The sequence below is a fragment of the Streptomyces sp. NPDC005423 genome (assembly GCF_040606415.1).
GTDB lineage: Bacteria > Actinomycetota > Actinomycetes > Streptomycetales > Streptomycetaceae > Streptomyces.
The window spans coordinates 160,646-183,426 of the sequence record NZ_JBEXET010000007.1 but is presented as its reverse complement, the minus strand read 5'-3'; the positions used below and the strand labels follow the sequence as shown (position 1 = coordinate 183,426).

20 protein-coding genes are annotated in these 22,781 nt (G+C 71.5%); 8 read left to right on the top strand and 12 right to left on the bottom strand.

Features of this window, described 5'->3' with window-relative positions:
* Positions 1–14 precede the first annotated feature (14 nt).
* Together ABZT12_RS11870 and ABZT12_RS11865 are read right to left on the bottom strand one after the other, a co-directional pair.
* Positions 15–644, bottom strand: coding sequence for a DUF6230 family protein (locus ABZT12_RS11870; RefSeq protein WP_356381319.1), 630 nt, complete (start codon positions 642–644; stop codon positions 15–17).
* Positions 645–1,268: 624 nt separating this feature from the next.
* Positions 1,269–2,243, bottom strand: a complete 975-nt coding sequence (locus ABZT12_RS11865; RefSeq protein ID WP_356381316.1) for a tetratricopeptide repeat protein — start codon at positions 2,241–2,243, stop codon at positions 1,269–1,271.
* Between the two features lie 212 nt (positions 2,244–2,455).
* Between ABZT12_RS11865 and ABZT12_RS11860 the strand changes: the two genes are divergently transcribed.
* Positions 2,456–3,082 carry a TetR/AcrR family transcriptional regulator gene (locus ABZT12_RS11860; RefSeq protein WP_356381313.1) on the top strand — a complete coding sequence of 209 codons (627 nt, stop codon included), beginning with the start codon at positions 2,456–2,458 and terminating at the stop codon, positions 3,080–3,082.
* Positions 3,083–3,103: 21 nt separating this feature from the next.
* On the opposite strand, the gene ABZT12_RS11855 is transcribed toward ABZT12_RS11860, so the two are convergent.
* From ABZT12_RS11855 to ABZT12_RS11845, 3 genes are all read right to left on the bottom strand, one after another.
* The gene (locus tag ABZT12_RS11855; protein WP_356381310.1) at positions 3,104–4,804 is read right to left on the bottom strand and encodes a methylmalonyl-CoA mutase family protein; all 1,701 of its coding nucleotides are present in this window, start codon (positions 4,802–4,804) and stop codon (positions 3,104–3,106) included.
* An 84-nt stretch (positions 4,805–4,888) separates the two neighbouring features.
* On the bottom strand, positions 4,889–5,227 hold the full coding sequence (locus ABZT12_RS11850; protein WP_356381307.1) for a DUF3817 domain-containing protein: 339 nt from the start codon (positions 5,225–5,227) through the stop codon (positions 4,889–4,891).
* Positions 5,228–5,270: 43 nt separating this feature from the next.
* The gene (locus ABZT12_RS11845; RefSeq protein WP_356381304.1) at positions 5,271–5,780 is read right to left on the bottom strand and encodes a MarR family transcriptional regulator; all 510 of its coding nucleotides are present in this window, start codon (positions 5,778–5,780) and stop codon (positions 5,271–5,273) included.
* A 173-nt stretch (positions 5,781–5,953) separates the two neighbouring features.
* Here ABZT12_RS11845 and ABZT12_RS11840 point away from each other — a divergent pair, with 173 nt between their 5' ends.
* Positions 5,954–6,958, top strand: a complete 1,005-nt coding sequence (locus ABZT12_RS11840; RefSeq protein WP_356381301.1) for a glycoside hydrolase family 6 protein — start codon at positions 5,954–5,956, stop codon at positions 6,956–6,958.
* Here the strand turns inward: ABZT12_RS11840 and ABZT12_RS11835 are convergent, their stop codons facing one another.
* From ABZT12_RS11835 to ABZT12_RS11820, 4 genes are all read right to left on the bottom strand, one after another.
* Complete coding sequence (locus ABZT12_RS11835; protein WP_356381298.1) at positions 6,959–8,914, bottom strand: kelch motif-containing protein; 1,956 nt, start codon at positions 8,912–8,914, stop codon at positions 6,959–6,961.
* 3 nt (positions 8,915–8,917) lie between these two features.
* Positions 8,918–10,702: a cellulose synthase catalytic subunit gene (locus tag ABZT12_RS11830; RefSeq protein WP_356381296.1), complete on the bottom strand. Its 1,785-nt coding sequence runs from the start codon at positions 10,700–10,702 to the stop codon at positions 8,918–8,920.
* A gap of 187 nt (positions 10,703–10,889) precedes the next feature.
* Entirely contained in the window at positions 10,890–11,183 is a 294-nt protein-coding gene (locus tag ABZT12_RS11825) for an MTH1187 family thiamine-binding protein (RefSeq protein ID WP_356381294.1), read from the bottom strand.
* Positions 11,180–11,524, bottom strand: a complete 345-nt coding sequence (locus ABZT12_RS11820; protein WP_356381291.1) for a DUF3817 domain-containing protein — start codon at positions 11,522–11,524, stop codon at positions 11,180–11,182. Before ABZT12_RS11820 ends, ABZT12_RS11825 begins: the two co-directional genes overlap by 4 nt.
* Positions 11,525–11,664: 140 nt before the next feature.
* Between ABZT12_RS11820 and ABZT12_RS11815 the strand changes: the two genes are divergently transcribed.
* From ABZT12_RS11815 to ABZT12_RS11800, 4 genes are all read left to right on the top strand, one after another.
* Complete coding sequence (locus ABZT12_RS11815) at positions 11,665–12,297, top strand: AIM24 family protein (protein ID WP_356381390.1); 633 nt, start codon at positions 11,665–11,667, stop codon at positions 12,295–12,297.
* Between the two features lies 1 nt (position 12,298).
* Positions 12,299–12,949: an AIM24 family protein gene (locus tag ABZT12_RS11810; RefSeq protein WP_356381288.1), complete on the top strand. Its 651-nt coding sequence runs from the start codon at positions 12,299–12,301 to the stop codon at positions 12,947–12,949.
* Positions 12,946–13,746, top strand: a complete 801-nt coding sequence (locus tag ABZT12_RS11805) for an AIM24 family protein (protein ID WP_356381285.1) — start codon at positions 12,946–12,948, stop codon at positions 13,744–13,746. The genes ABZT12_RS11810 and ABZT12_RS11805 overlap by 4 nt, the downstream gene beginning before the upstream one ends.
* 92 nt (positions 13,747–13,838) lie before the next feature.
* Positions 13,839–14,315, top strand: a complete 477-nt coding sequence (locus ABZT12_RS11800) for a MarR family transcriptional regulator (protein WP_356381282.1) — start codon at positions 13,839–13,841, stop codon at positions 14,313–14,315.
* Between the two features lie 12 nt (positions 14,316–14,327).
* Here ABZT12_RS11800 and ABZT12_RS11795 read toward each other — a convergent pair whose 3' ends face one another.
* The 3 genes from ABZT12_RS11795 to ABZT12_RS11785 form a co-directional block, all read right to left on the bottom strand.
* The gene (locus ABZT12_RS11795; protein WP_356381279.1) at positions 14,328–15,653 is read right to left on the bottom strand and encodes an MFS transporter; all 1,326 of its coding nucleotides are present in this window, start codon (positions 15,651–15,653) and stop codon (positions 14,328–14,330) included.
* Between the two features lie 157 nt (positions 15,654–15,810).
* Positions 15,811–16,767, bottom strand: coding sequence for a methylmalonyl Co-A mutase-associated GTPase MeaB (gene meaB, locus ABZT12_RS11790; RefSeq protein ID WP_356381276.1), 957 nt, complete (start codon positions 16,765–16,767; stop codon positions 15,811–15,813).
* 115 nt (positions 16,768–16,882) lie between these two features.
* Positions 16,883–18,085 (bottom strand): acetyl-CoA C-acetyltransferase, encoded by a 1,203-nt coding sequence (locus ABZT12_RS11785; protein WP_356381274.1) that lies wholly within the window; start codon positions 18,083–18,085, stop codon positions 16,883–16,885.
* A 147-nt stretch (positions 18,086–18,232) separates the two neighbouring features.
* Between ABZT12_RS11785 and mce the strand changes: the two genes are divergently transcribed.
* Positions 18,233–18,673, top strand: coding sequence for a methylmalonyl-CoA epimerase (mce, locus tag ABZT12_RS11780; RefSeq protein WP_356381272.1), 441 nt, complete (start codon positions 18,233–18,235; stop codon positions 18,671–18,673).
* 231 nt (positions 18,674–18,904) lie between these two features.
* Positions 18,905–22,753 carry a polarized growth protein Scy gene (gene scy, locus ABZT12_RS11775; RefSeq protein ID WP_356381269.1) on the top strand — a complete coding sequence of 1,283 codons (3,849 nt, stop codon included), beginning with the start codon at positions 18,905–18,907 and terminating at the stop codon, positions 22,751–22,753.
* Positions 22,754–22,781: the final 28 nt, after the last annotated feature.

Sequence of the window (22,781 nt, the reverse complement as noted above, 5' to 3'; positions counted from 1 at the left end):
CCGTCAGCGAGTGCTCAGTAGCACTCGTGCGTTCCCGCCGACAGCGACATCTTCAGCCCGCTGAGCTTGAAGGTTCCGGCAGTGGTGGCCCACGCCGTCTGCTTCACTCCGGTCAGGGTCGCCTTGTCGGCGTCCTGGCCGAAACCGTACGGGTTGGCGGCGTCGCCGCTCTTGATACCGGGACCCTTGAGGTCCTTGCCGGCCACGCCGATCCGCATGTTCTCGAACGTGGCGTCCGCGGAGAGGTTGTCGACATCGATGTAGAGATTGTCGGCCTCGACCGGCGTACCCTCGCCGCCCGCCTGCAGCTTCAGGCTCACCGAGCCGAGCAGCGGGATGTTCGGGGTGACCACGGACTGGCACATGTTCGTGATCTCGGCGTTGCTGAACGCCGACACCGCGACCGGGTGGGCCGTCTTCGAACCGTCGAGGTTGTACCCCGAGTCGATGGCACCGTACTGGGCGAAGCCCGTGCCGACGAGCTTGTCCGCCGACACCTTGAACGACTGGCCCGACACGCTGAACGACGCGGCGAGGGCACCCTGCGCGAGGGCGACACCTATCACGGCCGTAGCGGCGACGCTGGGCACCATGACCACAGCGAAGCGCTTCCATCTGGTCCCGCCACGCACCTGGGACTCCATATTTCCTCCTTCTCGGACGTACATCTCCTGGCCCTGACTGCCCCATTGGACGGCTCAGCCGGGCAGGGATGGGAGAAGTGCTACGTCCTCGGGAAGGGGAGCGCCTGTACTCGGTGGCGCGAAATCGCGCCCGAATCACCGGCGATCACCCCCGAGCGACAACCACTGGTCGCGCCTGACGCACATCACGCACAACCTTGCTGGACAGGCTCCGCCGTGCGGCGAAGACCCCCCTGTCCAAGAGCCGACTCCTCATGTATTCGGCTCTACTCGGTGGGGACCCAGGAAAACCCGTTGACCCAACCGGCTGTCGGGGTACGGAAACGGACCGAGCGTCGCCGATCGTGGTGCATTCTGGCCGCCCGCACAAGGGGGTTCGTTACTCGCTAGTAACGGCGCGATAACCGAACCACGACCCGCCGGTACCGGTCGGCAACGCTGGGTGCCTTCACGGGGCGGGACAGAGACGTTGATAGCCGGACGAAATCCGACAGCTCGGCGCCTTGGTCTTACTCCAAGTAACAGCGGCCGCGATTACCAAGTTTTGGTAAAGCGCGGCCGCATCGGGACTACTTCGGCAGATCCGTCACTCGGGCATCACCGGCCCTGACGTCCACCGACCCGTCAGAAGAGCGCCCTCGCAAGGGAGCGCCGCGCCGCCGCCACCCGCGGGTCGTCGGCCCCGACCACCTCGAAGAGGTCGAGCAGCCGCAGCCGTACGGCGTCGCGGTCGTCACCCACCGTGCGCCGCACGGTGTCGATGAGCCGGGTGAACGCGTCCTCGACATGGCCGCCCACCAGGTCGAGGTCGGCCGCGGCGATCTGGGCCTGCGCGTCGGCGGGCCGCTCGGCCGCCTCCGCGCGCACCCGCTGCGGGTCGAGCCCCTGCACACGCTGGAGCAACTCGGCCTGGGTGAGCCCGAGTCGGGCCTCGGTGTTGCCCGGGTCGTCGCTCAGCACGTTCTTGTACGCCTGGACGGCCCCGGCCAGGTCACCCGCGTCCAGCGCTTGTACGGCCGCTTCGAGCAGCGCGTCGTAGGGGCCGGCCGGCACCTGCTGGGCCGCCGGCTGGACACCCGGTTCGGCGTCGGGGTCGACGGCCAGGCCCGTCAGCCCGAAGCGCTCCTCGCCGACCTGGATCAACTGGTCCAGGGTCTGGCGGATCTGCGCCTCGCCCGCCGTCCCCTGGAAGAGCGGCAGCGCCTGCCCGGCGACCACCGCGAAGACGGCCGGGATCCCCTGGACCCCGAACTGCTGCATCAGCATCTGGTTGGCGTCGACGTCGATCCTGGCGAGGACGAAGCGCCCCGCGTAGTCGAGCGCGAGCCGCTCCAGAAGGGGGCTCAGCTGTTTGCACGGCTCGCACCACTCGGCCCAGAAGTCGATGACGACCGGCACCTGGGTGGACAGCTGGAGGACGTCCCTCTCGAACCCCGCCTCATCTACGTCGATCACCAGGTCGGTGGGTGAGACGGCCCCGCCGCCGCCCTGCCTGGCGGCTTCGGCGCGCGCCTGCTCCGCCTTGGCCTTGGCCTCCTGGGCCGCCTTCACCGCGGCGAGGTCGACGACTCCGCTCATGGACATGTTCCGTGGCTGCATGCGTCTATCCTCCCCCGTTCCCGCGCGTGTGGGAAAAGCACTGCGAAAGCCCGGTGCGCCGCGGGCCGTTGAGCCTGTTCGGCACCGGGTCCCCACCCGGTGCCCGTGGTTACGCTACGACCCGTAGCGTAATGGCTGCGAGGGACCCCGGTGCACCGGGGTCCGGTGATCTCCCTCACTGCGGCACGGGAACCGCCGGTTAGGGTCGTGGGATGCAGAGCCGCACTCCGGCCCCCCGCGGTGCGGGCCGCCCCCGCAGCACCACCGCCGACGCCGCGATCCTCGCGGCCACCCGGCAGGCCCTGGTCGAACTGGGCTGGTCCAAGCTCACGTTGGGGGACGTGGCGGCGCGCGCGGGGGTCGCGAAGACGACCCTGTACCGGCGTTGGGCGGGCAAGAACGAGCTGGTGGTCGACGCCGTCGCCGAGCTCTTCGACGAACTGAGCCTCCCCGACCGGGGCACGCTCGCCGCCGACATCGAGGGCGTGGTCCTCCAGTTCGCGGCGATCCTGGCCCGCCCGGAGGCCAAGAGCGGACTGATGGCGGTGGTCGCCGAGTCGACCCGGGACGACGCCCTGCGGGTGCGGATCCGCGACTCGATCGTGCGGCGCCAGAAGCGGCTGGTGCTGGAGGGCCGGGCGCGCGCCCAGGCCCGGGGCGAGCTTCCGCCGCCGGCGGACCCGGAGGAAGCGGCGCGCACCGCGGACCTGATCTTCGACGTGGTCGCCGGCGCGGTGGTGCACCGCACCCTGGTGAGTGCGGAGCCGGCCGACCCGGAGTGGGTCCGCAGTTTCACCCGCGTCCTGCTCCTGGGTCTGACCTCGCTCGGCGAGTTCTGAGAGCCGTTCCCGGTCACGGAGCTAGAAGCCGGCGGGCTCCGTGTAGACCCCCCATTCCTCCCGCAGTACCCCGCAGATCTCCCCGAGCGTCGCCTCGGCCCGTACGGCGGCCAGCATCGGCCCGATCATGTTCGAGCCGTCCCGGGCCGCCCCGAGCATCGCCTCCAACGCGGCCCGTACGGCGGGCTCGTCGCGTGCGCTCCGGCGCGCGCCGAGGGCGCCGACCTGGTCCCGCTCCACCTCGTGGCTGACCCGCAGGATCTCCAGGTCGTCGGTGACGGACCCGGTGTGGACGTTCACGCCGACGACCCGCTTGTCGCCCTTCTCCAGCGAACGCTGGTACTGGAACGCGGACTCGGCGATCTCACCGGTGAACCAGCCGTCCTCTATCCCACGCAGGATGCCGGAGGTGATGGGCCCGATCGGATGCCGGCCGTCGGGGTGCGCCCGCAGACCGCGCTCCCTGATCCGCTCGAAGATCACCTCCGCCTCCGCCTCGATCCGGTCGGTGAGCTGCTCGACGTACCACGAACCGCCCAGCGGATCGGCCACGTTGGCGACCCCGGTCTCCTCCATCAGCACCTGCTGGGTGCGGAGCGCGATCTCCGCCGCCCGCTCGCTCGGCAGCGCGAGGGTCTCGTCCAGGGCGTTGGTGTGCAGCGAGTTGGTCCCGCCGAGCACCGCGGCCAGCGCCTCGACCGCCGTACGCACCACGTTGTTGTACGGCTGCTGGGCGGTCAGCGAGACACCGGCGGTCTGGGTGTGGAAGCGCAGCCACTGCGCCCTCTCCGTCCGGGCGCCGTACACGTCCCGCATCCAGCGGGCCCAGATCCTGCGCGCCGCGCGGAACTTGGCGATCTCCTCGAAGAAGTCGACGTGCGCGTCGAAGAAGAAGGAGAGGCCGGGCGCGAAGACGTCCACGTCGAGGCCGCGGGAGAGGCCCAGTTCGACGTAGCCGAAGCCGTCGGCCAGGGTGTACGCGAGTTCCTGCGCGGCCGTCGAGCCGGCCTCGCGGATGTGGTAGCCGGAGACGGACAGCGGCTTGTAGGCGGGGATGCCGGCCGCGCAGTACTCCATGAGGTCGCCGATGAGGCGCAGATGGGGCTCGGGCTGGAAGAGCCACTCCTTCTGGGCGATGTACTCCTTGAAGATGTCCGTCTGGAGCGTGCCGTTGAGGACGGACGGGTCAACGCCCTGGCGCTCGGCCGCCACGAGGTACATGCAGAAGACCGGGACGGCCGGCCCGCTGATCGTCATCGACGTCGTGACGTCGCCGAGCGGGATGTCCCTGAACAGGACCTCCATGTCGGCGGCCGAGTCGATGGCGACCCCGCAGTGGCCTACCTCGCCGAGCGCGCGCGGGTCGTCGGAGTCGCGGCCCATGAGGGTGGGCATGTCGAAGGCGACGGAGAGCCCGCCGCCGCCGTTGGCGAGGATCGTCTTGTAGCGCTCGTTGGTCTGCTCGGCGTTGCCGAACCCGGCGAACTGCCGGATCGTCCACGTCCGGCCCCGGTAGCCGGTCGCGTACAGGCCGCGCGTGTAGGGGTACTCGCCGGGCCAGCCGATCCGCTCGAAGCCGTCGTACCTGTCCCCCGGCCGGGGTCCGTAGACCGGCTCGACGGGGTCTCCGGAGAGTGTGGTGAAGTCCGCCGCGCGGGTGCGCGCGGCGTCGTACCGGGCCTGCCAGCGTCGGCGGCCCTCCTCGATGGCGTCAGCGTCCATACCGTCGAATTTACTAGGACGTCCAAGTAAATGTCGATGGCGGACCGCCGTACGCGACTCGTACGGCGGTGGAGGTCGGGCCCGTCAGGCCTTCGCGGCCACCGGGGCGGGTTCGGTGAACCGGCCCTCCAGCTCGCGGCTGATCCTGCGCTCCACGAAGAACGCGGCGGTCGGGACGGTCCCGGCGAGCAGCACCCACAGCTGCTTGCCGACCGGCCACTTCGCCTTGGAGCCCAGGTCGAAGGCGAAGACCAGGTAGACGACGTACAGCCAGCCGTGCGCGATGGCCACGACCCGGGTGACGTCCGCGGCGCCGTCGATGTCGAGGCCGTACTTGGCGATCATGCTCAGGCAGAGCAGGACCAGCAGGACGCCGGTGACGTAGGCGAGGACGCGGTAGCGGGTCAGCACGCTCTTTTTCATGAGGACGAGCGTAACGACCCGTTCCGGGAGATCTTGCCCCGGGTCAGTCCCCGTCGAAGTCCTCGGCGGCGACCCGCAGGGGCCGCAGCATCGCGAAGATCTCCGCGCACTCCTCGGCGTCGTAGGCGCTCAGCCCGAAGTCCATCGCCATCAGGTCACGGGTGGCCGCGTCGCAGACCTCGCGGCCCTTGTCGGTGATCGAGGCGAGGGTGCCGCGGCCGTCGTTGGGGTTGGGGCGCTTGGCGACGAGACCGGACCTGACCAGCCGGTCCACGGTGTTCGTGACGGAGGTGGGATGCACCATCAGCCGCTCGCCGATCTTGGACATCGGCAGCTCGCCCGCTTTGGAGAAGGTGAGCAGCACCAGCGCCTCGTACCGCGCGAACGTCAGCCCGTACGGCCTGACGACCGCGTCGACCTCGCCGAGCAGGATCTGCTGCGCCCGCATGATCGAGGTGATCGCGGCCATGGACGGGACGTTCCCCCAGCGCTGTTTCCAGTGTTCGTCGGCGCGGGCGATGGGGTCGAAAGGGAGACTGAGCGGCTTCGGCACGGCATCAGACCTTACCGCCGGGTCACATCGTGGTCTGCCCCGTCTCGCCTTTCGGTCCCGGGGAACCGCGCCCCACGCGTCCGGTGTCGCTTCGGGGCGGACGGGATGCGTTATGTCACGATTACTTACTGATTGTCAATTGTCGGTGAATCATCCTCGCGCAAGGGAGCAGCATGTCCCGGCTGATCCATACCGTCGCGGCACTCGCGGCGCTCGGACTCGCGGCGGGCTGTTCGTCCGCGCCCGAGCTGCACGACGCCCCCGTCGCGGGCGTCACGTCGCGGAGCCCGGTGAGCGGCTCGCCCTTCTGGGTCGACCCGGCCAGTCCGGCGGTCCAGCAGATCCAGACGTGGGAGCGGGAGGGGCGCAAGGGGGACGCCGGTCTGCTCAGGCAGATCGCCGACCAGCCCGCGGCGCTCTGGCCGGCCGGGGAGATCGACCCGGGCCCGGCGGTGCGGGCGGCCACCGCGTCCGCGGGGCGGCAGGGGCGTACGTCCCTGTTCGTGGCGTACGACATCCCGCACCGGGACTGCGGTCAGCACTCGGCGGGCGGGGCGGCGGACGCGGACGAGTACCGGGCGTGGATCGGGAAGTTCGCCGAGGCGCTGGGGGACGCCAGGGCGATCGTCGTCCTGGAGCCCGACGCCGTCGCGCACATCGTGGACGGGTGCACCCCCGGCGAGTACCAGGAGGAGCGCGAGCGGCTGCTGAGCGAGGCGGTCGTCCGGCTGAAGCGCCAGTCCGGCACGAAGGTGTACGTGGACGCGGGCAACCCCTCCTGGATCAGGGACCCGGGCCGGCTGGTCGAGCCGCTGAAGCGGGCGGGGGTCGAGCGGGCCGACGGCTTCTCGCTGAACGTCTCCAACTTCCAGACGGACGCGGTGACGAAGGAGTACGGCGTCCGTCTCTCCCGGGAGCTCGGCGGCAAGCACTTCGTGGTCGACAGCAGCCGCAACGGCAACGGGCCCCTCTCCGGCACCTGGTGCAACCCGCCGGGCCGGGCGCTGGGCACCCGCCCGACCACCGACACCGGCGAGGCCGCCCTGGACGCCTATCTGTGGATCAAGCGGCCCGGTGCGTCGGACGGTCCCTGTGAGGGCGGTCCCGCCGCCGGCCGGTGGTGGCCGGAGTACGCCCTGGAGCTGGCGCGCAACTCCCGCTCCGATACGGGTCGTTGATCACTTCACCTGGAGCCACTTCGCCTCCGAGGGCGTGCCCTGCGCGTCCGTCACGAAGAGCATGTACCAGCCGGGCGGCACCAGCGCCTGGTCCTTCGGTACGTCCACGGTGACCGACCCGCCGTGCTTGGTGAGGCCGAGTTCGACGGAGCGCTGCTCGACATCCGTCGTGTGGGTCACCGAACTCGGCCGCATCAGGCGGGCCTTGACGATCCGTTCGGGGTGGTCGGTGCGGAAGGTCGCCCGGTGGCGGCGGTCCAGGGTCCGCGGGCCGTCCCGCAGGACGGGCCGGCGGGCGCCGTTGCGGTGCAGCGCGGGCGGGGTGAAGATCTCCATGCGCTGCTCGAAGTGGCCCAGTTTGGTGTTGGCCTGGTCGTCGAAGAGCGGGTCGGAGCCGAAGGTGACCACCCGGCCGTCGGGCAGCAGCAGCGCCTCGGAGTGGTAGTTGCGGCCGACCGTCGGCGCGGCGGCCTCGTGGAAGGTGTTGCCCTTGGGGTCGTAGAACTGTGCCCTGAAGATGTTGCTGGCGCTGCGACCGCGGTAGTCGGAGGCTCCGTTGGTGGTGAACACCGAGTCGTCCGGCATGATCACGCTGTTCAAGTACCGGGTGCCCTGCGGGAGTCGGGGGCCGTCCCGGAAGACGGGGCTCTCCTTCTTCAGGTCGACGACGGCGGTGCGCGGGGTCGACTTCCGCGACTCGCCGACGCCCCCGCCGCCGAGGATCATCACCTTCTGGTCCTGCGCGGGCGGCAGGAGGAGGGAGGAGGAGGTCTCGGTCTCCGCGGGGTCGCGCAGTCCGGGCACCTTGGTGAAGGTGTTGGTCCGCGGGTCCCAGAGGCCGGGTTCGCGGCCCTGGTCGGCCGGCCCGTAACCGGCGTTGGAGGCCGGGTAGAAGAGCTTGCCGCCCTTGGTGAGGAAGAGGGCGGGGTAGGTGGGGAAGTACCGCTTGGGGCCCGGGGTCCACTTCTTGGTCTTCGGGTCGTAGAACTCGGTGTCGCCCTGGTCGATCACGCCGACGTCGTCGAGGCCGGAGACGGCGAGGACGCGTCCGTCGTCGAGGCCGACGAGGGTCGGGTACCAACGGGCCTTGTTCATCGGGGCGACGGGGATGTACCGCTCGGCCCCGGGATCGAACTCGTAGGCCGCGCGGATGCCCTGGTAGTCCTGCTTGTCGAGAGTGATCTTCTCCGAGAGGCCGTACGCGTTCTCCGCGTCCTTGCCCCGCAGGCCGACGATCTCGTACTGGGCCTGCTTCTCGGTGGCCGAGAGCGGGCCCGGTTCGGCGGCCTCGACGAAGACCCGCACCTCGCTCGCGGTGACACTCGTGCTCCAGGGCTGCATCACGCCGCGGGCGTCGTACGTCACCTTGAAACCGCGCTTGGCGGGGGGGACCGTGACGTCGAACCGGGTGAGGTAGTCGACCCCGGCCGGCGAGCGGAAGCGGGTGCCCTTCTTCAGGAACACCGGCTTGTCGGGGCTCTCGTTCTTGACGCGCATCCCGCCGCCGGCCCGCTTGACCTCGCCGTCGAGCAGTTCGTAGCGGGCGGTACCGCCGGCCACCAGCAGGTTGCCGCCGGGGAGTTGGCTGTGGCCGCCGCAGAAGAAGTCCACCGGGGTCCGGATCTTCTTGAAGGTGTTGGCCTTGGGGTCCCACAGGACGGTGTCGAAGGACCCGGCGTCGAACTTCCGCTGCTCGTTGCCCGAGCCGGCCACGATCAGCACCTTGCCGGTGTGCAGGAGCGAGGCGTGGATGGCGTTGGTGCGGTACCGCGCGGGAATGTCGATCTGGTGCCAGGAGCCGTACTTGGCCCGGTACCCGGGCTGGGCGATCTTGTACGCGTGGTACTGCTCGCTCACGAAGTCCACGGCGGCCGGGGCGTTGAGGCCGGCCAGGACCGCGATGCCGCCGATGCCCAGGACGGTCTTCCTGGTCTTCTGGGATGGCTGGTAGGCCATGACCTAGTTGCCCCCTGTCGTGGTGCTGGAGACCGGTGCGCCGGCCCCGGTGGTGGCGAGCGCGGGGCCGGCCGTCTCGACCGGCCGCGTGACGGTGTGCGGCGACCGCCGCGCCACGCGCTCCCTCAGCAGCGAGCCGGCCCAGACCGCGGGCGGCGCCAGGGAGACGGCCATCGCCAGGACCGCCCAGGTGCGCATCGCCGCGTGGGTGTGGTCCAGGACCGCGGAGGCCGCCAGGGAGACGGCGAGCAGGGCCGCCCAGCAGAGGTGGATCCGGAACGTCATCAGCCGGTCGGGGCTGGCGTCCCCGCCCTTGGGGGTGACGACGAACCGGCTCGGGCGGCGGATGAGGGCCTCGCCGAACGACTTCAGGTAGATGGGCGCCGACAGCGCCGACATCCCCATGCCCGCGAGACCGCCGGAGCCCTCCGGTTCGTGCGGGGAGACGTTGTGCCGCCGGTTCCAGAGGTAGAGCCCGATCTGGAGGGCCGCCGCGTCGCTGTAGAGCATCAGCCAGACCGAGGCGGCGACCTGCGTCCCGGAGGCCCCGAACCAGAGGAAGAGAAAGCAACTCAGGATGCCCAGCAGCCAGTTGACGGCCGTCATCGGGTAGTAGACGAGCATCATCGTGTACGAGAACAGCCGGCCCGGGGGCATCGTGAAGGGTGCCTTCCAGTACTGCTTGATGAGCGTCTCGTACGTCCCCCGCGACCACCGCAGCTGCTGGGTGAAGAAGTCCGTCCAGGAGGCCGGCCCCTCCCCCACGGCGAGCACGTCGGGGGTGTAGACGGACCGCCAGTGCCTGCCGCTGGCCGGATTGCGGTGCCGGTGGAGCTCGAAGCCGGTGGCCATGTCCTCGGTGATGGAGTCGTAGAGTCCGCCGATCTGGCGCAGGGCGGTGATCCGTACGACGTTGTTGGTGCCGACGAACATGGGCGCCCGGTAGCGGTTGCCGGCGCGCTGGATCAGGGCGTGGAAGAGGAACTGCTGGGACTCCGCGGCCTTGGTCACGGGGTTGTGGTAGTTGCCGTACACCTGCGGCCCCACGACGAAGGCGACGTCCGGGTCCCTGAAGTAACCCATCATCCGCTCAAGGAAGTTGGGGAGCGGGACGTGGTCGGTGTCGACGGAGGCGAAGAAGTCGTAGCCGCCGCCGTGCTGCGCGATCCAGGCGTTGTAGTTGCCGTGCTTGGTGCGGGCCTTGTGCACACCCTTGGGCCGGTTCCACTCGGGTACTCCGTGGCGGGTGAAGTGCCGTACTCCCAGTTCGGCGCAGAGGGCCCTGGCCTGTTCGTCGTCGCCCTCGTCGAGGAGCCAGACGTCGAGGGGCCCGGTGTGGGTGATCCTTGTGGCGCCTTCGAGGGTGGCGCGGACCATGGAGAGGGGCTCCTTGCCGGGGACGTACGTGGTGAGGAAGGCGACGCGGGTGCCGGGCTGCGGGACGACCGGGACCGGGTCGCGGGCGACCATCGTCGCGTGGGCGACGGAGGCGACGTTGACGACCATGAACAGTTCGATGAGCCCGATCGCCAGCAGCATCGCCACGTCGAGGCCGACCAGCCACCGCTCACCGCCCTCGCGCTCCACCCAGTGGGTGGGCCAGACGAGATAGACGAGCAGGGCCGCCGTCAGCACGGGGGCGCAGGTCATGAGGAGGATGGCGCGTATTCGGTGGGGCTCGCGCGACAGGAGCGAGTTGTACCGCACCTCGTAGGCCGCGCCGGGCGGCTCCGTGAGCGGTCCGGCCAGTCGGCTGTAGGTGTCGTAGTCGTAGCCCTCCGGCCGCACAGCGCCCTCCGTGGATGTGAGGAGTGATCGGCGACAAGCCGATGACCCCACACAAGGTGACATTCGGGGGCGTGTCGAACCGAGTGCGACGGAGTGCGTCCAGGCGGGTGGGGAGTTGGGCCGGTGGGAGGACGGGAGGGCCCCGGCCCGTCGCGGGCCGGGGCGGTCGGCCGTGGGGCCGCGCGCGCTACCGCGCCAGGTGCCGCTCGACCGTCTCCACCTTGGCGGTGAGACCGTCGGTGACACCGGGGCGGATGTCCGCCTTGAGGACCAGCGACACCCGTGGGGCGCGCTCCTCGACGGCGGCGACGGCGCGCCGGACGACGTCCATGACCTCGTCCCACTCGCCTTCGACGGAGGTGAACATGGCGTCGGTGCGGTGCGGCAGTCCGGAGGCGCGGACCACCCGCACGGCCTCGGCCACGTACTCCCCCACGTCCTCGCCGACGCCCAGCGGCGTCACGGAGAAGGCGACGATCATGCGTTCACGACCCCTTCCTTGCGGGCACGGGAGGCGATGACCGCGTCCTCGGCCTCGCGCCTGAGCCGGCGCTCGGCGAAGAAGCCGCCGGTGGGCAGCACCGAGAGGACGAAGTAGAGCGCCGCCGTCCGCCCGCCCCACCTGGCGCGGTTCCAGGCGTCGGCCCAGAAGAGCACGTAGAGGATGAAGAGGACGCCGTGGACCATGCCCATCACGGGGACCGCGTTGAAGTCCGTGGTCCGCTTGAGCACCGAGCAGAGGAGCAGGAGGAGGAAGGACACGGCCTCGGGAGCCGAGACCAGACGGAGGCGGCGGAGGGCGCTGGCGGTCTTGAGGTCCACAGGTCACCTTCGGTGGGAGAGACGTCCACACTTTGTGAACGCACGCACAAACGTGCGTCCATTGTGGCAAACGGCCGGACCGCCCGTGACCGGGGGCCCTGTCGGCGCGGCGCGCCTGCGGCTACCTTCGCACCGTGGCGATGTTCCGACTTCAAGGCAGCAAGGTGCTGGCCGTCGACATGACCGGGGACGCCGTGAAGGCGAAGAACGGGTCGATGGTCGCGTACGACGGACGGATGGCGTTCAAGAAACTGAGCGGCGGCGGTGAGGGCCTGCGCGGGATGGTGACCCGGCGGATCACCGGCGAGCAGATGACGGTGATGGAGGTGAAGGGTGAGGGGACCTGCTGGTTCGCGGACCGCGCGTCGGAGATCAACCTCGTGAGTCTCCAGGGCGAGAAGCTCTACGTGGAGTCGACCAACCTGCTGGTGACCGACGCGGGGCTGCGTACCGGCACGACGTTCACCGGTCTGCGCGGCGCCTCGCAGGGCAACGGGCTGTTCACCACCACCGTGGAGGGCCGCGGCCAGGCGGCGATCATGTCGGACGGGCCGGCCGTGGTCCTGCGGGTGAGCCGGCAGTACCCGCTCACCGTCGACCCGGGCGCCTACGTCGCCCACCAGGGCGACCTCAGACAGTCCTTCCAGTCCGGCGTGAGCTTCCGCACCCTCCTCGGCGAGGGCGGCGGCGAGGCCTTCCAGATCCGCTTCGAGGGCGAGGGACTCGTCTACGTCCAGCCCAGTGAGCGCAACACGATCGCGGGGGACCTCTGACATGCCGTTCACCGAGATCAACTCCAAGATGATCCAGGCGACCCTCGCGCCCGGCGGCCGGGTGTTCAGCCAGCGCGGCGCGATGCTCGCCTACCGGGGCGACGTCTCCTTCACCCCCAACATGCAGGGCGGCCAGGGCGGTGTCATGTCGATGATCGGCCGCCGGGTGGCGAACGAGGCCACCCCGCTGATGTCCGTCGAGGGCAGCGGCACCGTCCTGTTCGGCCACGGCGGCCACCACATCCAGATCATCAACCTCACCGGCGACACCCTGTACGTGGAGGCGGACCGGCTCCTCGCCTTCGAGGGCACCCTCCAGCAGGGCACGATGTTCATGGGCTCCCAGGGCGGGGTGATGGGCATGGTGCGCGGCCAGGTCACCGGCCAGGGGCTGTTCACGACCACCCTCAAGGGCCACGGCTCGGTCGCCGTGATGGCGCACGGCGGTGTCTTCGAGGTCCCGATCACCCCCCAGCGCCCGGTCCACGTCGACCCGCAGGCCTACGTCGCCCACCACGGCGACGTACGCAACAAACTGTCGGCCGCGCTCGGCTGGCGCGAGATGGTGGGCCGCGGCTCCGGCGAGGCGTTCCAGCTGGAGCTGAGCGGCACCGGCGCGGTCTACGTCCAGGCCTCGGAGGAGAAACTGTGAGCGCGTACCCGGCCCCGGGCGGGCCCACGGTCCACGACCCGATGACGCTTCCGGTCGACGACAACGTGAACAAGTACACCTTCTGCGTGGAGCTCAAGGGGAGCCAGTGGTTCCTGCAGAAGGGGAAGATGATCGCCTACTACGGCTCGATGGAGTTCAACGGCATCGGCCACGGCCGGCTCGACCGGCTGGTCCGCACCTCGTTCCATTCGCCACTGCACGCGAGCGACTGGGTGGTGGCGGAGGGCTCGGGCAAGATGCTCCTCGCCGACCGGGCCTTCGACGTGAATTCGTACGATCTGGACGAGGGCAACCTGACCATTCGCTCGGGCAACCTTCTTGCTTTTCAGCCAAGTCTCTCGCTCAAGCAGTCCATCGTTCCGGGCTTCCTGACCCTGATCGGCACGGGCAAGTTCGTGGCCGCCTCCAACGGCCCGGTGGTGTTCATGGAACCGCCGATCCGGGTGGACCCCCAGGCGCTGGTGGGGTGGGCCGACTGCCCCTCCCCCTGCCACCACTACGACCACGGGTACCTCACCGGCCTGCTGGGCGGTCTACGTGCGATGACGGGCCTGGGCGGGGCGTCCGGCGAGGAGCACCAGTTCGAGTTCGTGGGGGCCGGCACGGTGCTGCTCCAGTCCTCCGAGGCGCTCATGGCCGAGCAGGCCACCGGGGTGGTTCCGCACGAGCCCGGGGTACCCGGTGGCGGCGGCGCGCCCACAGCCCCCGCACAGCCTCCGGGCGCACCGCGCCTTCCCGGACAGCTGGGAGACCTCCAACGTCGCTTCGGGCTGTGAGCGGTAGTCTGCGGAGTGTGACGTCGAACATGTGCGCGCCGTCACGCCACCCTCACTAGTTCGCCTTTCAACATTTTAGGTAGACTTGATTCATGGAGACCGATACGGCCACGCGCTGGCTGACCGACGCGGAGCAGTGTGCCTGGCGCACCCACCTGGAGGTCAACAGGCTGCTGACATACCAGCTGGAGAAGGACCTGCAGCCGTTCGGCCTGACGATGAACGACTACGAGATCCTGGTGAACCTCTCCGAGTCGGAGGACGTACGGATGCGGATGAGCGACCTCGCGGCGGCCACCCTCCAGTCCAAGAGCCGCCTCTCGCACCAGGTCACCCGCATGGAGAACGCCGACCTGGTGCGCCGCGAGAACTGCGAGTCCGACCGCCGGGGCCTGTACGCGGTCCTCACCGACCACGGGCTGGAGACGATGCGGAAGGTCGCCCCGCACCATGTGGCCTCCGTCCGCCGCCACTTCATCGACCTGGTCTCTCCCGAGGCCCTCGCCGAACTGGACAAGGCGCTCAAGCCGATCTCGGAGCACCTGCGCGGGCAGCGGGGCCGCCCGTAGCCCCGGGCGGCCTCAACGGGCCGGACGGCGGGCGGAGTTGTGGCCCGGCCCCGGCAGCGGGGAGCCGGTTTCCGGCAGCTGGGGGTGGCCCGGCTCCGGCCGCTGAGGGTCGGGCTCCCGCCGCTGGGGGTCGGGCTCCGGCCGCTGGGGGTCGGGCTCCCGCCGCCCGCGCGCGGGCCGGCACCGGATCGTCGAGGCCACTCCGGTGGCGGCCGCGACCGCCCCCGAGAGCGCGAAGCACAGGCCCGGCGGCAGCCGCCCGACCAGCAGCCCGGCCGTCAGCGCGCCGGTCGAACTGCCCGCGTTCACGGCCATGTTGACCCACGCGCCCGCCCGGGTCCGCGCGCCCGGCGCCGCCGCCTCGTCCGCGACGAGGTACGCCGTCGTCAGGGCCGGCGCCACGAAGAGGCCGGTGCCCGCCAGCGCCGCGGTGAGCGTCCACAGGCCCTGGGCGAGCCCGGCCGCGGCCAGGCTCGCCCCGAGGCCCAGCGCCGACAGCGAGAGACGGTTCCGCGCGGGCGTACGCCAGTTCAGCGCGCCGTTCAGCAGACCGCCCACCGCGCTGCCCACCGAGAGGGCGGCGAGCACGTAGGGCACCGCCCCGTCGCCGTGACCGCGCTGCGCGGCGAACGCCGTCACCAGCAGCGAAACGGCGCCCAGCGCGAAGCCGGTGACGGCGGCCACGGCGACCGGCACCCGCAACCCGCGGCGCGCCCCGGCCCCTGCGGTCGCCCGTCCCCCGGCGACAACGTGCGCTCCGGCCAACGGCGTTGAGGTGACGAAGGCGCACGTCCCCGCCGTGATCAGCACCGCGCCGACCGCCAACGGGCCGATGACGTACAGGAGTTCCTCCGCCACCCCGTCGAGGCTGTACGCGCGCCGCAACAGGTCGCGGTCGGGGACGAGTTGGGCCCATACGGAGCGCATGGCGGAGCCCAGTGGAGGCGCGCACGCCCCGGTGAGCGCGGCCACCGCGCCGAGTACCACCACCGGGGCCCCGGGCCGCCCGGCCACCGCCGCGAGGAGGCACAGCAGAACGCCGTAGAGGGTGGCCATGGGCAGCAGGGTCCGGCGCGGACCGTACCGGTCGACCAGGGCGGCCCGCAGGGGCAGCAGCAGGACGGTGGCGGCGCCGAACAGGGCCATGACGGTGCCGGCGACGGCGTAGGACCCGGTGGCGCGCGCCACCGTGAGCAGCACGGCCGGGGAGACCGTGCCGTAGGAGAGCCGGCCTGTGAGTGCGGCGGCGAAGGTGCGGCGCGCGTGCGGGACGCGCAGGACGGCGGCGTACGAGGGCCGCGGGGCGTGCGGAGGGCACGCCGGAGAGGGCGCTGACATGAAGGAGTTCCTCGGCGGGAGGCGGGAGGCGGGGACACCGGCGCGCCGCGACGGCCGCTGTGGGCGGTCGCGGGCGGGGCCGTGCCCTACGCCAGAAGGAGGAACATCCGGGTCAGCCTAGTGCTGTGACCAGTCGGCGGCGCCGCGCCGCCGTCGGTCAGCTCTCCGTCACCGCCGCCACCAGTTCGTCCGCCGCCCGGTACGGGTCGAGGTCGCCGGAGACGATCCGTTCGGCCAGCGCGCTGAGCCGGCGGTCGCCGTGCAGGTCGCCGATGCGCTCCCGCAGGGCGGTGACGGCGATGGTCTCCACCTCGCGCGCGGCGCGTGAGCGGCGGCGCTCGGCGAGGACGCCCCGCTCCTCCATCCACGCCCGGTGCTTCTCCAGCGCCTCCACCAGCTCGTCGATGCCCTCGGCGCGGGCGGCGACCGTCTTGACGATCGGCGGCCGCCAGTCGCCGGGTCCGCGTGACTCGCCGAGGGCGAGCATGTGGTTCAGCTCGCGCGCGGTCGCGTCGGCGCCGTCCCGGTCGGCCTTGTTGACGACGTACACGTCGCCGATCTCCAGGATTCCGGCCTTCGCCGCCTGGATGCCGTCGCCCATCCCGGGGGCGAGCAGCACCACGCTGGTGTCGGCCTGCGAGGCGATCTCGACCTCCGACTGTCCGACGCCGACCGTCTCCACGAGGATCACCTCGCAGCCGGCGGCGTCGAGCACCCGGATCGCCTGCGGGGCGGACCAGGCGAGGCCGCCGAGGTGGCCCCGGGTGGCCATGGACCGGATGTAGACGCCCGGGTCGGAGGAGTGCTCCGACATCCGTACCCGGTCGCCGAGCAGGGCGCCGCCGGAGAACGGTGAGGAAGGGTCGACGGCCAGGACGCCGACCCGCCTGCCCTGCCTGCGGTACGCCGTGACCAGCGCCGACGTGGAAGTCGACTTGCCGACTCCGGGCGAGCCGGTGAGGCCGACGACATAGGCCCCGCCGGTCAGCGGGGCGAGCGCCGCCATGACCTCCCGCAGCTGCGGGGACGCCCCCTCCACCAGGGAGATCAGCCGGGCCACGGCCCGCGGCCGGCCTTCCCTGGCCTGGGCCACCAGCGAGGCGACGTCCTGCATCACAGCTCCACTCCTCACGACGTACGTCCGGGGTGCGACCGATCGTGACCGGTCATGACCGGCTACGACCGCACATGACCGGGTGACGACCGGGCACGGCCGTATCCGCTCCGGCTCAGGCCTTGGGTACCCGCACGATCAGCGCGTCACCCTGGCCGCCGCCACCGCACAGCGCCGCCGCGCCGACCCCGCCGCCGCGCCGCTTGAGCTCCAGCGCCAGATGCAGCACGAGACGGGCGCCCGACATGCCGATCGGGTGACCCAGGGCGATGGCCCCGCCGTTGACGTTCACCTTCTCCGTGGAGACGCCGAGGTCCTTCATCGACTGCACGGCGACGGCGGCGAACGCCTCGTTGATCTCGACGAGGTCCAGGTCGCCGATGTCCAGGCCCTCCTTCTTCAGGGCGTGCAGGATCGCGTTGGACGGCTGCGACTGGAGGGAGTTGTCCGGACCCGCCACATTGCCGTGGGCGCCGATCTCGGCGAGCCACTCCAGGCCCAGCTCCTGCGCCTTGGCCTTGCTCATCACCACCACGGCGGCGGCGCCGTCGGAGATCTGCGAGGAGGAGCCCGCGGTGATCGTGCCGTCCTTGGTGAAGGCCGGGCGCAGCCTGCCCAGCGACTCGGCCGTGGTCTCCGCACGGATGCCCTCGTCCTTGCTGAAGACGACCGTCTCGCCCTTGCGCTGCGGGATCTCCACCGGGGTGATCTCGGCCTCGAAGACGCCGTTCTTCTGGGCCGCCGCGGCCCGCTGGTGGGAGAGGGCGGCGATCTCGTCCTGCTCGGGGCGCCCGATGCCCAGGCGCGTGTTGTGCCGCTCGGTGGACTCCCCCATCGCGATGTTCTCGAAGGAGTCGGTCAGCCCGTCGTACGCCATCGCGTCGAGCATCTCCACCGCCCCGTACTTGAAGCCCTCCCGGGACTTCGGCAGCAGGTGGGGCGCGTTGGTCATGGACTCCTGGCCACCGGCGACGACCACGTCGAACTCACCGGCGCGGATCAGTTGGTCGGCGAGCGCGATGGCGTCGAGTCCCGACAGACACACCTTGTTGATGGTCAGCGCCGGGACGCTCATCGGGATCCCGGCCTTGACCGCGGCCTGGCGTGCCGGGATCTGCCCTGTCCCGGCCTGGAGCACCTGGCCCATGATCACGTACTGCACCTGGTCGCCGCCGATGCCCGCACGGTCGAGGGCGGCCTTGATCGCGAAACCGCCGAGGTCGGCCCCTGAGAATGACTTGAGGGACCCTAGCAACCGCCCCATCGGGGTGCGGGCACCCGCGACGATCACGGAGGTCGTGCTGTTCGTTCCAGTCATGAGGTGCGATCCCCTTCCGGCTGTTCAGCCGAGGAGTGAACGAGGGTTTACTCGAAATGTACTGAGCGGTAGACCACCCCGTCACCGGGCCGTCGGTGTGATCGCGCGCACGTTGCGTAACCACCTCGGGAGCAGTGCACTACATACATGCTGACGCGAATCGACCACATCGGGATCGCCTGTCACGACCTCGACGCGACCGTCGAGTTCTACCGGGCCACGTACGGCTTCGAGGTGTTCCACTCCGAGGTCAACGAGGAACAGGGCGTGCGCGAGGCCATGTTGAAGATCAACAACACGGACGACGGCGGCGCCTCCTACCTCCAGCTGCTGGAACCCACCCGCGAGGATTCCGCGGTGGGCAAGTGGCTGGCGAAGAACGGGGAGGGCGTCCACCACATCGCCTTCGGCACGGCGGACGTGGACGAGGAGTCCGCCGCCATCCGCGACAAGGGCGTACGCGTTCTCTACGAGCAGCCCCGACGCGGCTCCATGGGGTCCCGGATCACGTTCCTGCATCCAAAGGATTGCCATGGCGTACTGACAGAACTGGTCACTTCGGCGCCTGTTGAGTCACCTGAGCACTGACCCTCGTACATATGGGCCGGTAGGGTTGGGGGCGGTCGCTCCCGAAGTCCGGGGCGGCCGGGTCCTGCTCTGTGAGCGGGACCACGCCGGGGTCCGGGTTTCGGGGGGCGAGCGTCGGGGCAGCAGCCCATGCTCCGCCGTAGATCTGACACCATTCCCCGGGGGCCCGGTCCGCGAACGGACGGGGCTCGTTGGAGACCACCGCGACCAGGGGACGGATGGGACCGCGCAGTGCGGGGCTACGAACGCCAGGAGCGAGAGCCGGCGGCTGACGTCGACCACCTCTCTCGGTTCGAGGCCGAGATGGAGCGGCTGAAGACCGAGCGGGAAAAGGCGATTCAGCACGCCGAGGACCTCGGCTACCAGGTCGAGGTGCTGCGCGCCAAGCTGCACGAGGCGCGCCGCACCCTCATGTCCCGACCGGCCTACGACGGCGGCGACATCGGCTACCAGGCCGAACAGATGCTGCGCAACGCGCAGATGCAGGCCGACCAGTTGCGCCAGGACGCCGAGCGGGAGCTGAGCCAGGTCCGCGCGCAGACCCAGCGCATCCTCCAGGAGCACGCCGAACAGGCCGCGCGCCTCCAGGCGGAGCTGCACACGGAGGCCGTGACCCGGCGCCAGCAGCTCGACCAGGAGCTGGCCGAACGCCGGCAGACCGTCGAGTCGCACGTCAACGAGAACGTGGCCTGGGCCGAACAGCTGCGCGCCCGCTCCGAGTCACAGGCCCGCCGGCTGGTGGAGGAGTCCCGGGCCGAGGCCGAGCAGGCGCTCGCCGCCGCCCGGGCCGAGGCCGAGCGGATCGCCACCGAGGCCCGCCAGCGCCTCCAGAGCGACGCCGAGGCGGCCCGCGCCGAGGCCGAACAGCTGCTGCGCCGCGCCCGCTCGGACGCCGAGCGACTGCTGAACGCCGCCTCCACCCAGGCCCAGGAGGCCACCGACCACGCCGAGCAGCTGCGCAGCTCCACGGTGAACGAGTCGGACGCCGCCCGCCGGCAGGCCACCGAGCTGAGCCGGACCGCCGAGCAGCGCATGGCGGAGGCCGAGACCTCGCTGCGCGAGGCGCGCGCCGAGGCCGAGAAGCTGGTCGCCGAGGCGAAGGAGGCCGCCGCCAAGGCGCTCTCCGGCGCCGAGTCCGCCAACGAGCAGCGCACCCGTACGGCCAAGGAGCAGGTCGCCCGGCTGGTCAGCGAGGCGACCAAGGAGGCCGAGGTCACCAAGGCGGAAGCCGAACAGGCCGTCGCCGACGCCCGCGCCGAGGCCGAGAAGATCATCGCCGAGGCCGACGAGCGGGCCCGGACGCTCACCGCCGAGGAGACCGCCTCCCAGCTCGGCAAGGCCGCCAAGACCGCCGAGGAGGTCCTCGACCGGGCCTCCCAGGAGGCCAAGAACACCACCAAGGCGGCGGCCGAGGAGGCCGAACGGATCCGCTCCGAGGCGGAGGCCGAGGCCGACCGGCTGCGCGCCGAGGCGCACGACATCGCCGAGCAGCTCAAGGGCGCGGCGAAGGACGACACCAAGGACTACCGGGCCAAGACGGTCGAGCTCCAGGAGGAGGCGCGCCGGCTGCGCGGCGACGCCGAGCAGCTGCGCGCCGACGCGGTCGCCGAGGGCGAGCGGATCCGCGCCGAGGCGCGGCGCGAGGCCGTCCAGCAGATCGAGGAGGCGGCCAAGACCGCCGAGGAGCTGCTGTCGAAGGCCCGCGCCGACGCGGACGAGCTGCGCCAGGCCGCCACGACGGACAGCGAGAAGGTCCGTACGGAGGCGATCGAGCGCGCGACGGCGCTGCGCCGGCAGGCCGAGGAGACGCTCGACCGCACCCGCAAGGAGGCCGAGCGGCAGCGCGCGGAGGCCGTCGAGCAGTCCGACGGCATCCGCGAGGAGGCCGAGCGTGCCGCGCGCGACCTGCGCGAGGAGACCGAGCGGGCCATAGAGGCACGCCGCGTGGAGGCCGCCGAGGAGCTGACGCGGCTGCACACGGAGGCCGAGCAGCGGATCGCCACCGCCGAACAGGCCCTGACCGACGCCCGGGAGGAGGCCTCCCGGATCCGCCGCGAGGCGTCCGACGAGGCCGAGCGGCTGCGCGCCGAGGCCGCCGAGCGGATCCGCACGCTCCAGGCGCAGGCCGAGGCCGAGGCCCTGCGGCTGCGCGACGAGGCGGCGGCCGACGCGTCCGCCTCCCGCGCGGAGGGCGAGACCATCGCCGTACGACTGCGGTCGGAGGCCGCCGCCGAGGCCGAGCGGCTGAAGAACGAGGCGCAGGACACCGCCGACCGGGTCCGCGCCGAGGCGCAGGCCGCCGCCGAGCGGCTCGCGGCGGAGGCGTCGGAGACGCTGGCCGCCGCCCAGGAGGAGGCCGTACGGCGACGCCGTGAGGCCGAGGAACTGCTCGGCGACGCCCGCCAGGAGGCCGGCCAGGAGCGGGAGCGGGCCCGCGAGCAGAGCGAGGAGCTGCTGGCGTCCGCGCGCAACCGGGTGGAGGAGGCGCAGGCCGAGGCCGTCCGGCTGGTGGAGGAGGCCGACCGGCGCGCCACCGAGATGGTGTCGGGCGCCGAGCTCCACGCCCAGCAGGTGCGGGACTCCGTCGCCGGGCTGCACGAGCAGGCCCAGGACGAGATCCAGGGGCTGCGCAGCGCGGCCGAGCACGCGGCGGACCGTACCCGGCGCGAGGCGCAGGAGGAGGCGGACCGGGTCCGCGCCGACGCCTACAGCGAGCGGGAGCGGGCCACCGAGGACGCCAACCGCGTCCGGCGGATGGCGAGCGAGGAGACGGACGCCGCCAAGGCCCTTGCGGAGCGCACCGTTTCGGAGGCGATCGCCGAGTCCGAGCGGATGCGTTCGGAGGCGTCCGAGCATGCCCAGCGGGCGCGTACGGAAGCGTCGGACACGATCGCGCAGGCCGACCAGGACGCCTCCCGTGCCCGGGCCGACGCCCGCGAGGACGCCAACCGGATCCGCTCCGACGCGGCCACCCAGGCGGACACCCTCATCACCGAGGCGGCGTCCGAGGCGGAGCGGCTCCAGCGGGAGACGGCCGCGGAGGCCGAGCGGGTGCGGACCGAGGCGATCGCCAAGGCCGAGCGCCTCATCGCCGACGCGACCGGCGACGCGGAGCGGCTGCGCGCCGAGGCCGCCGAGACGGTCGGCTCCGCGCAGCAGCACGCGGAGCGCAGCCGCGGCGAGTCCGCGCGACTGCGGGCCGAGGCGGCGGCGGAGGCCGAGCGGGTCACCACGGCCGCGCGCGAGGAGGCCGAGCGGACACTGGACGAGGCCCGCAAGGAGGCCAACAAGCGGCGTTCGGAGGCGGCCGAGCAGGTCGACACGCTCATCACGGAGACCGCCGCCGAGGCGGACAAGCTGCTGGCCGAAGCCCAGCAGCAGGCCCAACAGACCACCGCGGACGCCGAGTCGAGGGCCGACTCCATGGTCGGGGCGGCCCGCCGCGAGGCCGACCGGCTGGTGTCGCAGTCGACGGTCGAGGGCAACTCCCGTGTGGAGAAGGCCCGTACGGACGCCGACGAGCTGCTCGTCGGCGCGCGCCGGGACGCCACCGCGATCAGGGAGCGGGCCGAGGAGCTGCGCGACCGCATCACCAGCGAGATCGAGGAGCTCCACGAGCGGGCCCGCCGTGAGTCCACCGAGACGATGAAGTCGACCGGCGACCGCTGTGACGCGCTCATCCGGGCCGCCGAGGAGCAGCTCGGCAAGGCCCAGGCGAAGGCGAAGGATCTGGTGTCGGAGGCCAACTCCGAGGCGGGCAAGGTGCGGATCGCCGCGGTGAAGAAGGCCGAGGGGCTGCTCAAGGAGGCCGAGCAGAAGAAGGCCTCGCTGATCCGGGAGGCCGAGGAGCTGAAGGCCGAGGCGATCCGCGAGGCACGGCACACGGTCGAAGAGGGCAGGCGCGAACTCGAGGTACTGGTGCGCCGGCGCGAGGACATCAACGCCGAGATCTCCCGTGTCCAGGACGTCCTGGAGGCCTTGGAGTCGTTCGAGGCCCCGACGGCGGGCAAGGACGGCGGGGTCAAGACGGCCGCCGCCGTGGGAGCCCCCCGATCGGGTGGCAAGTCGCCGGAGGGGTAAGGGGTGTCGGCGAACTTCGTTGGCTTCT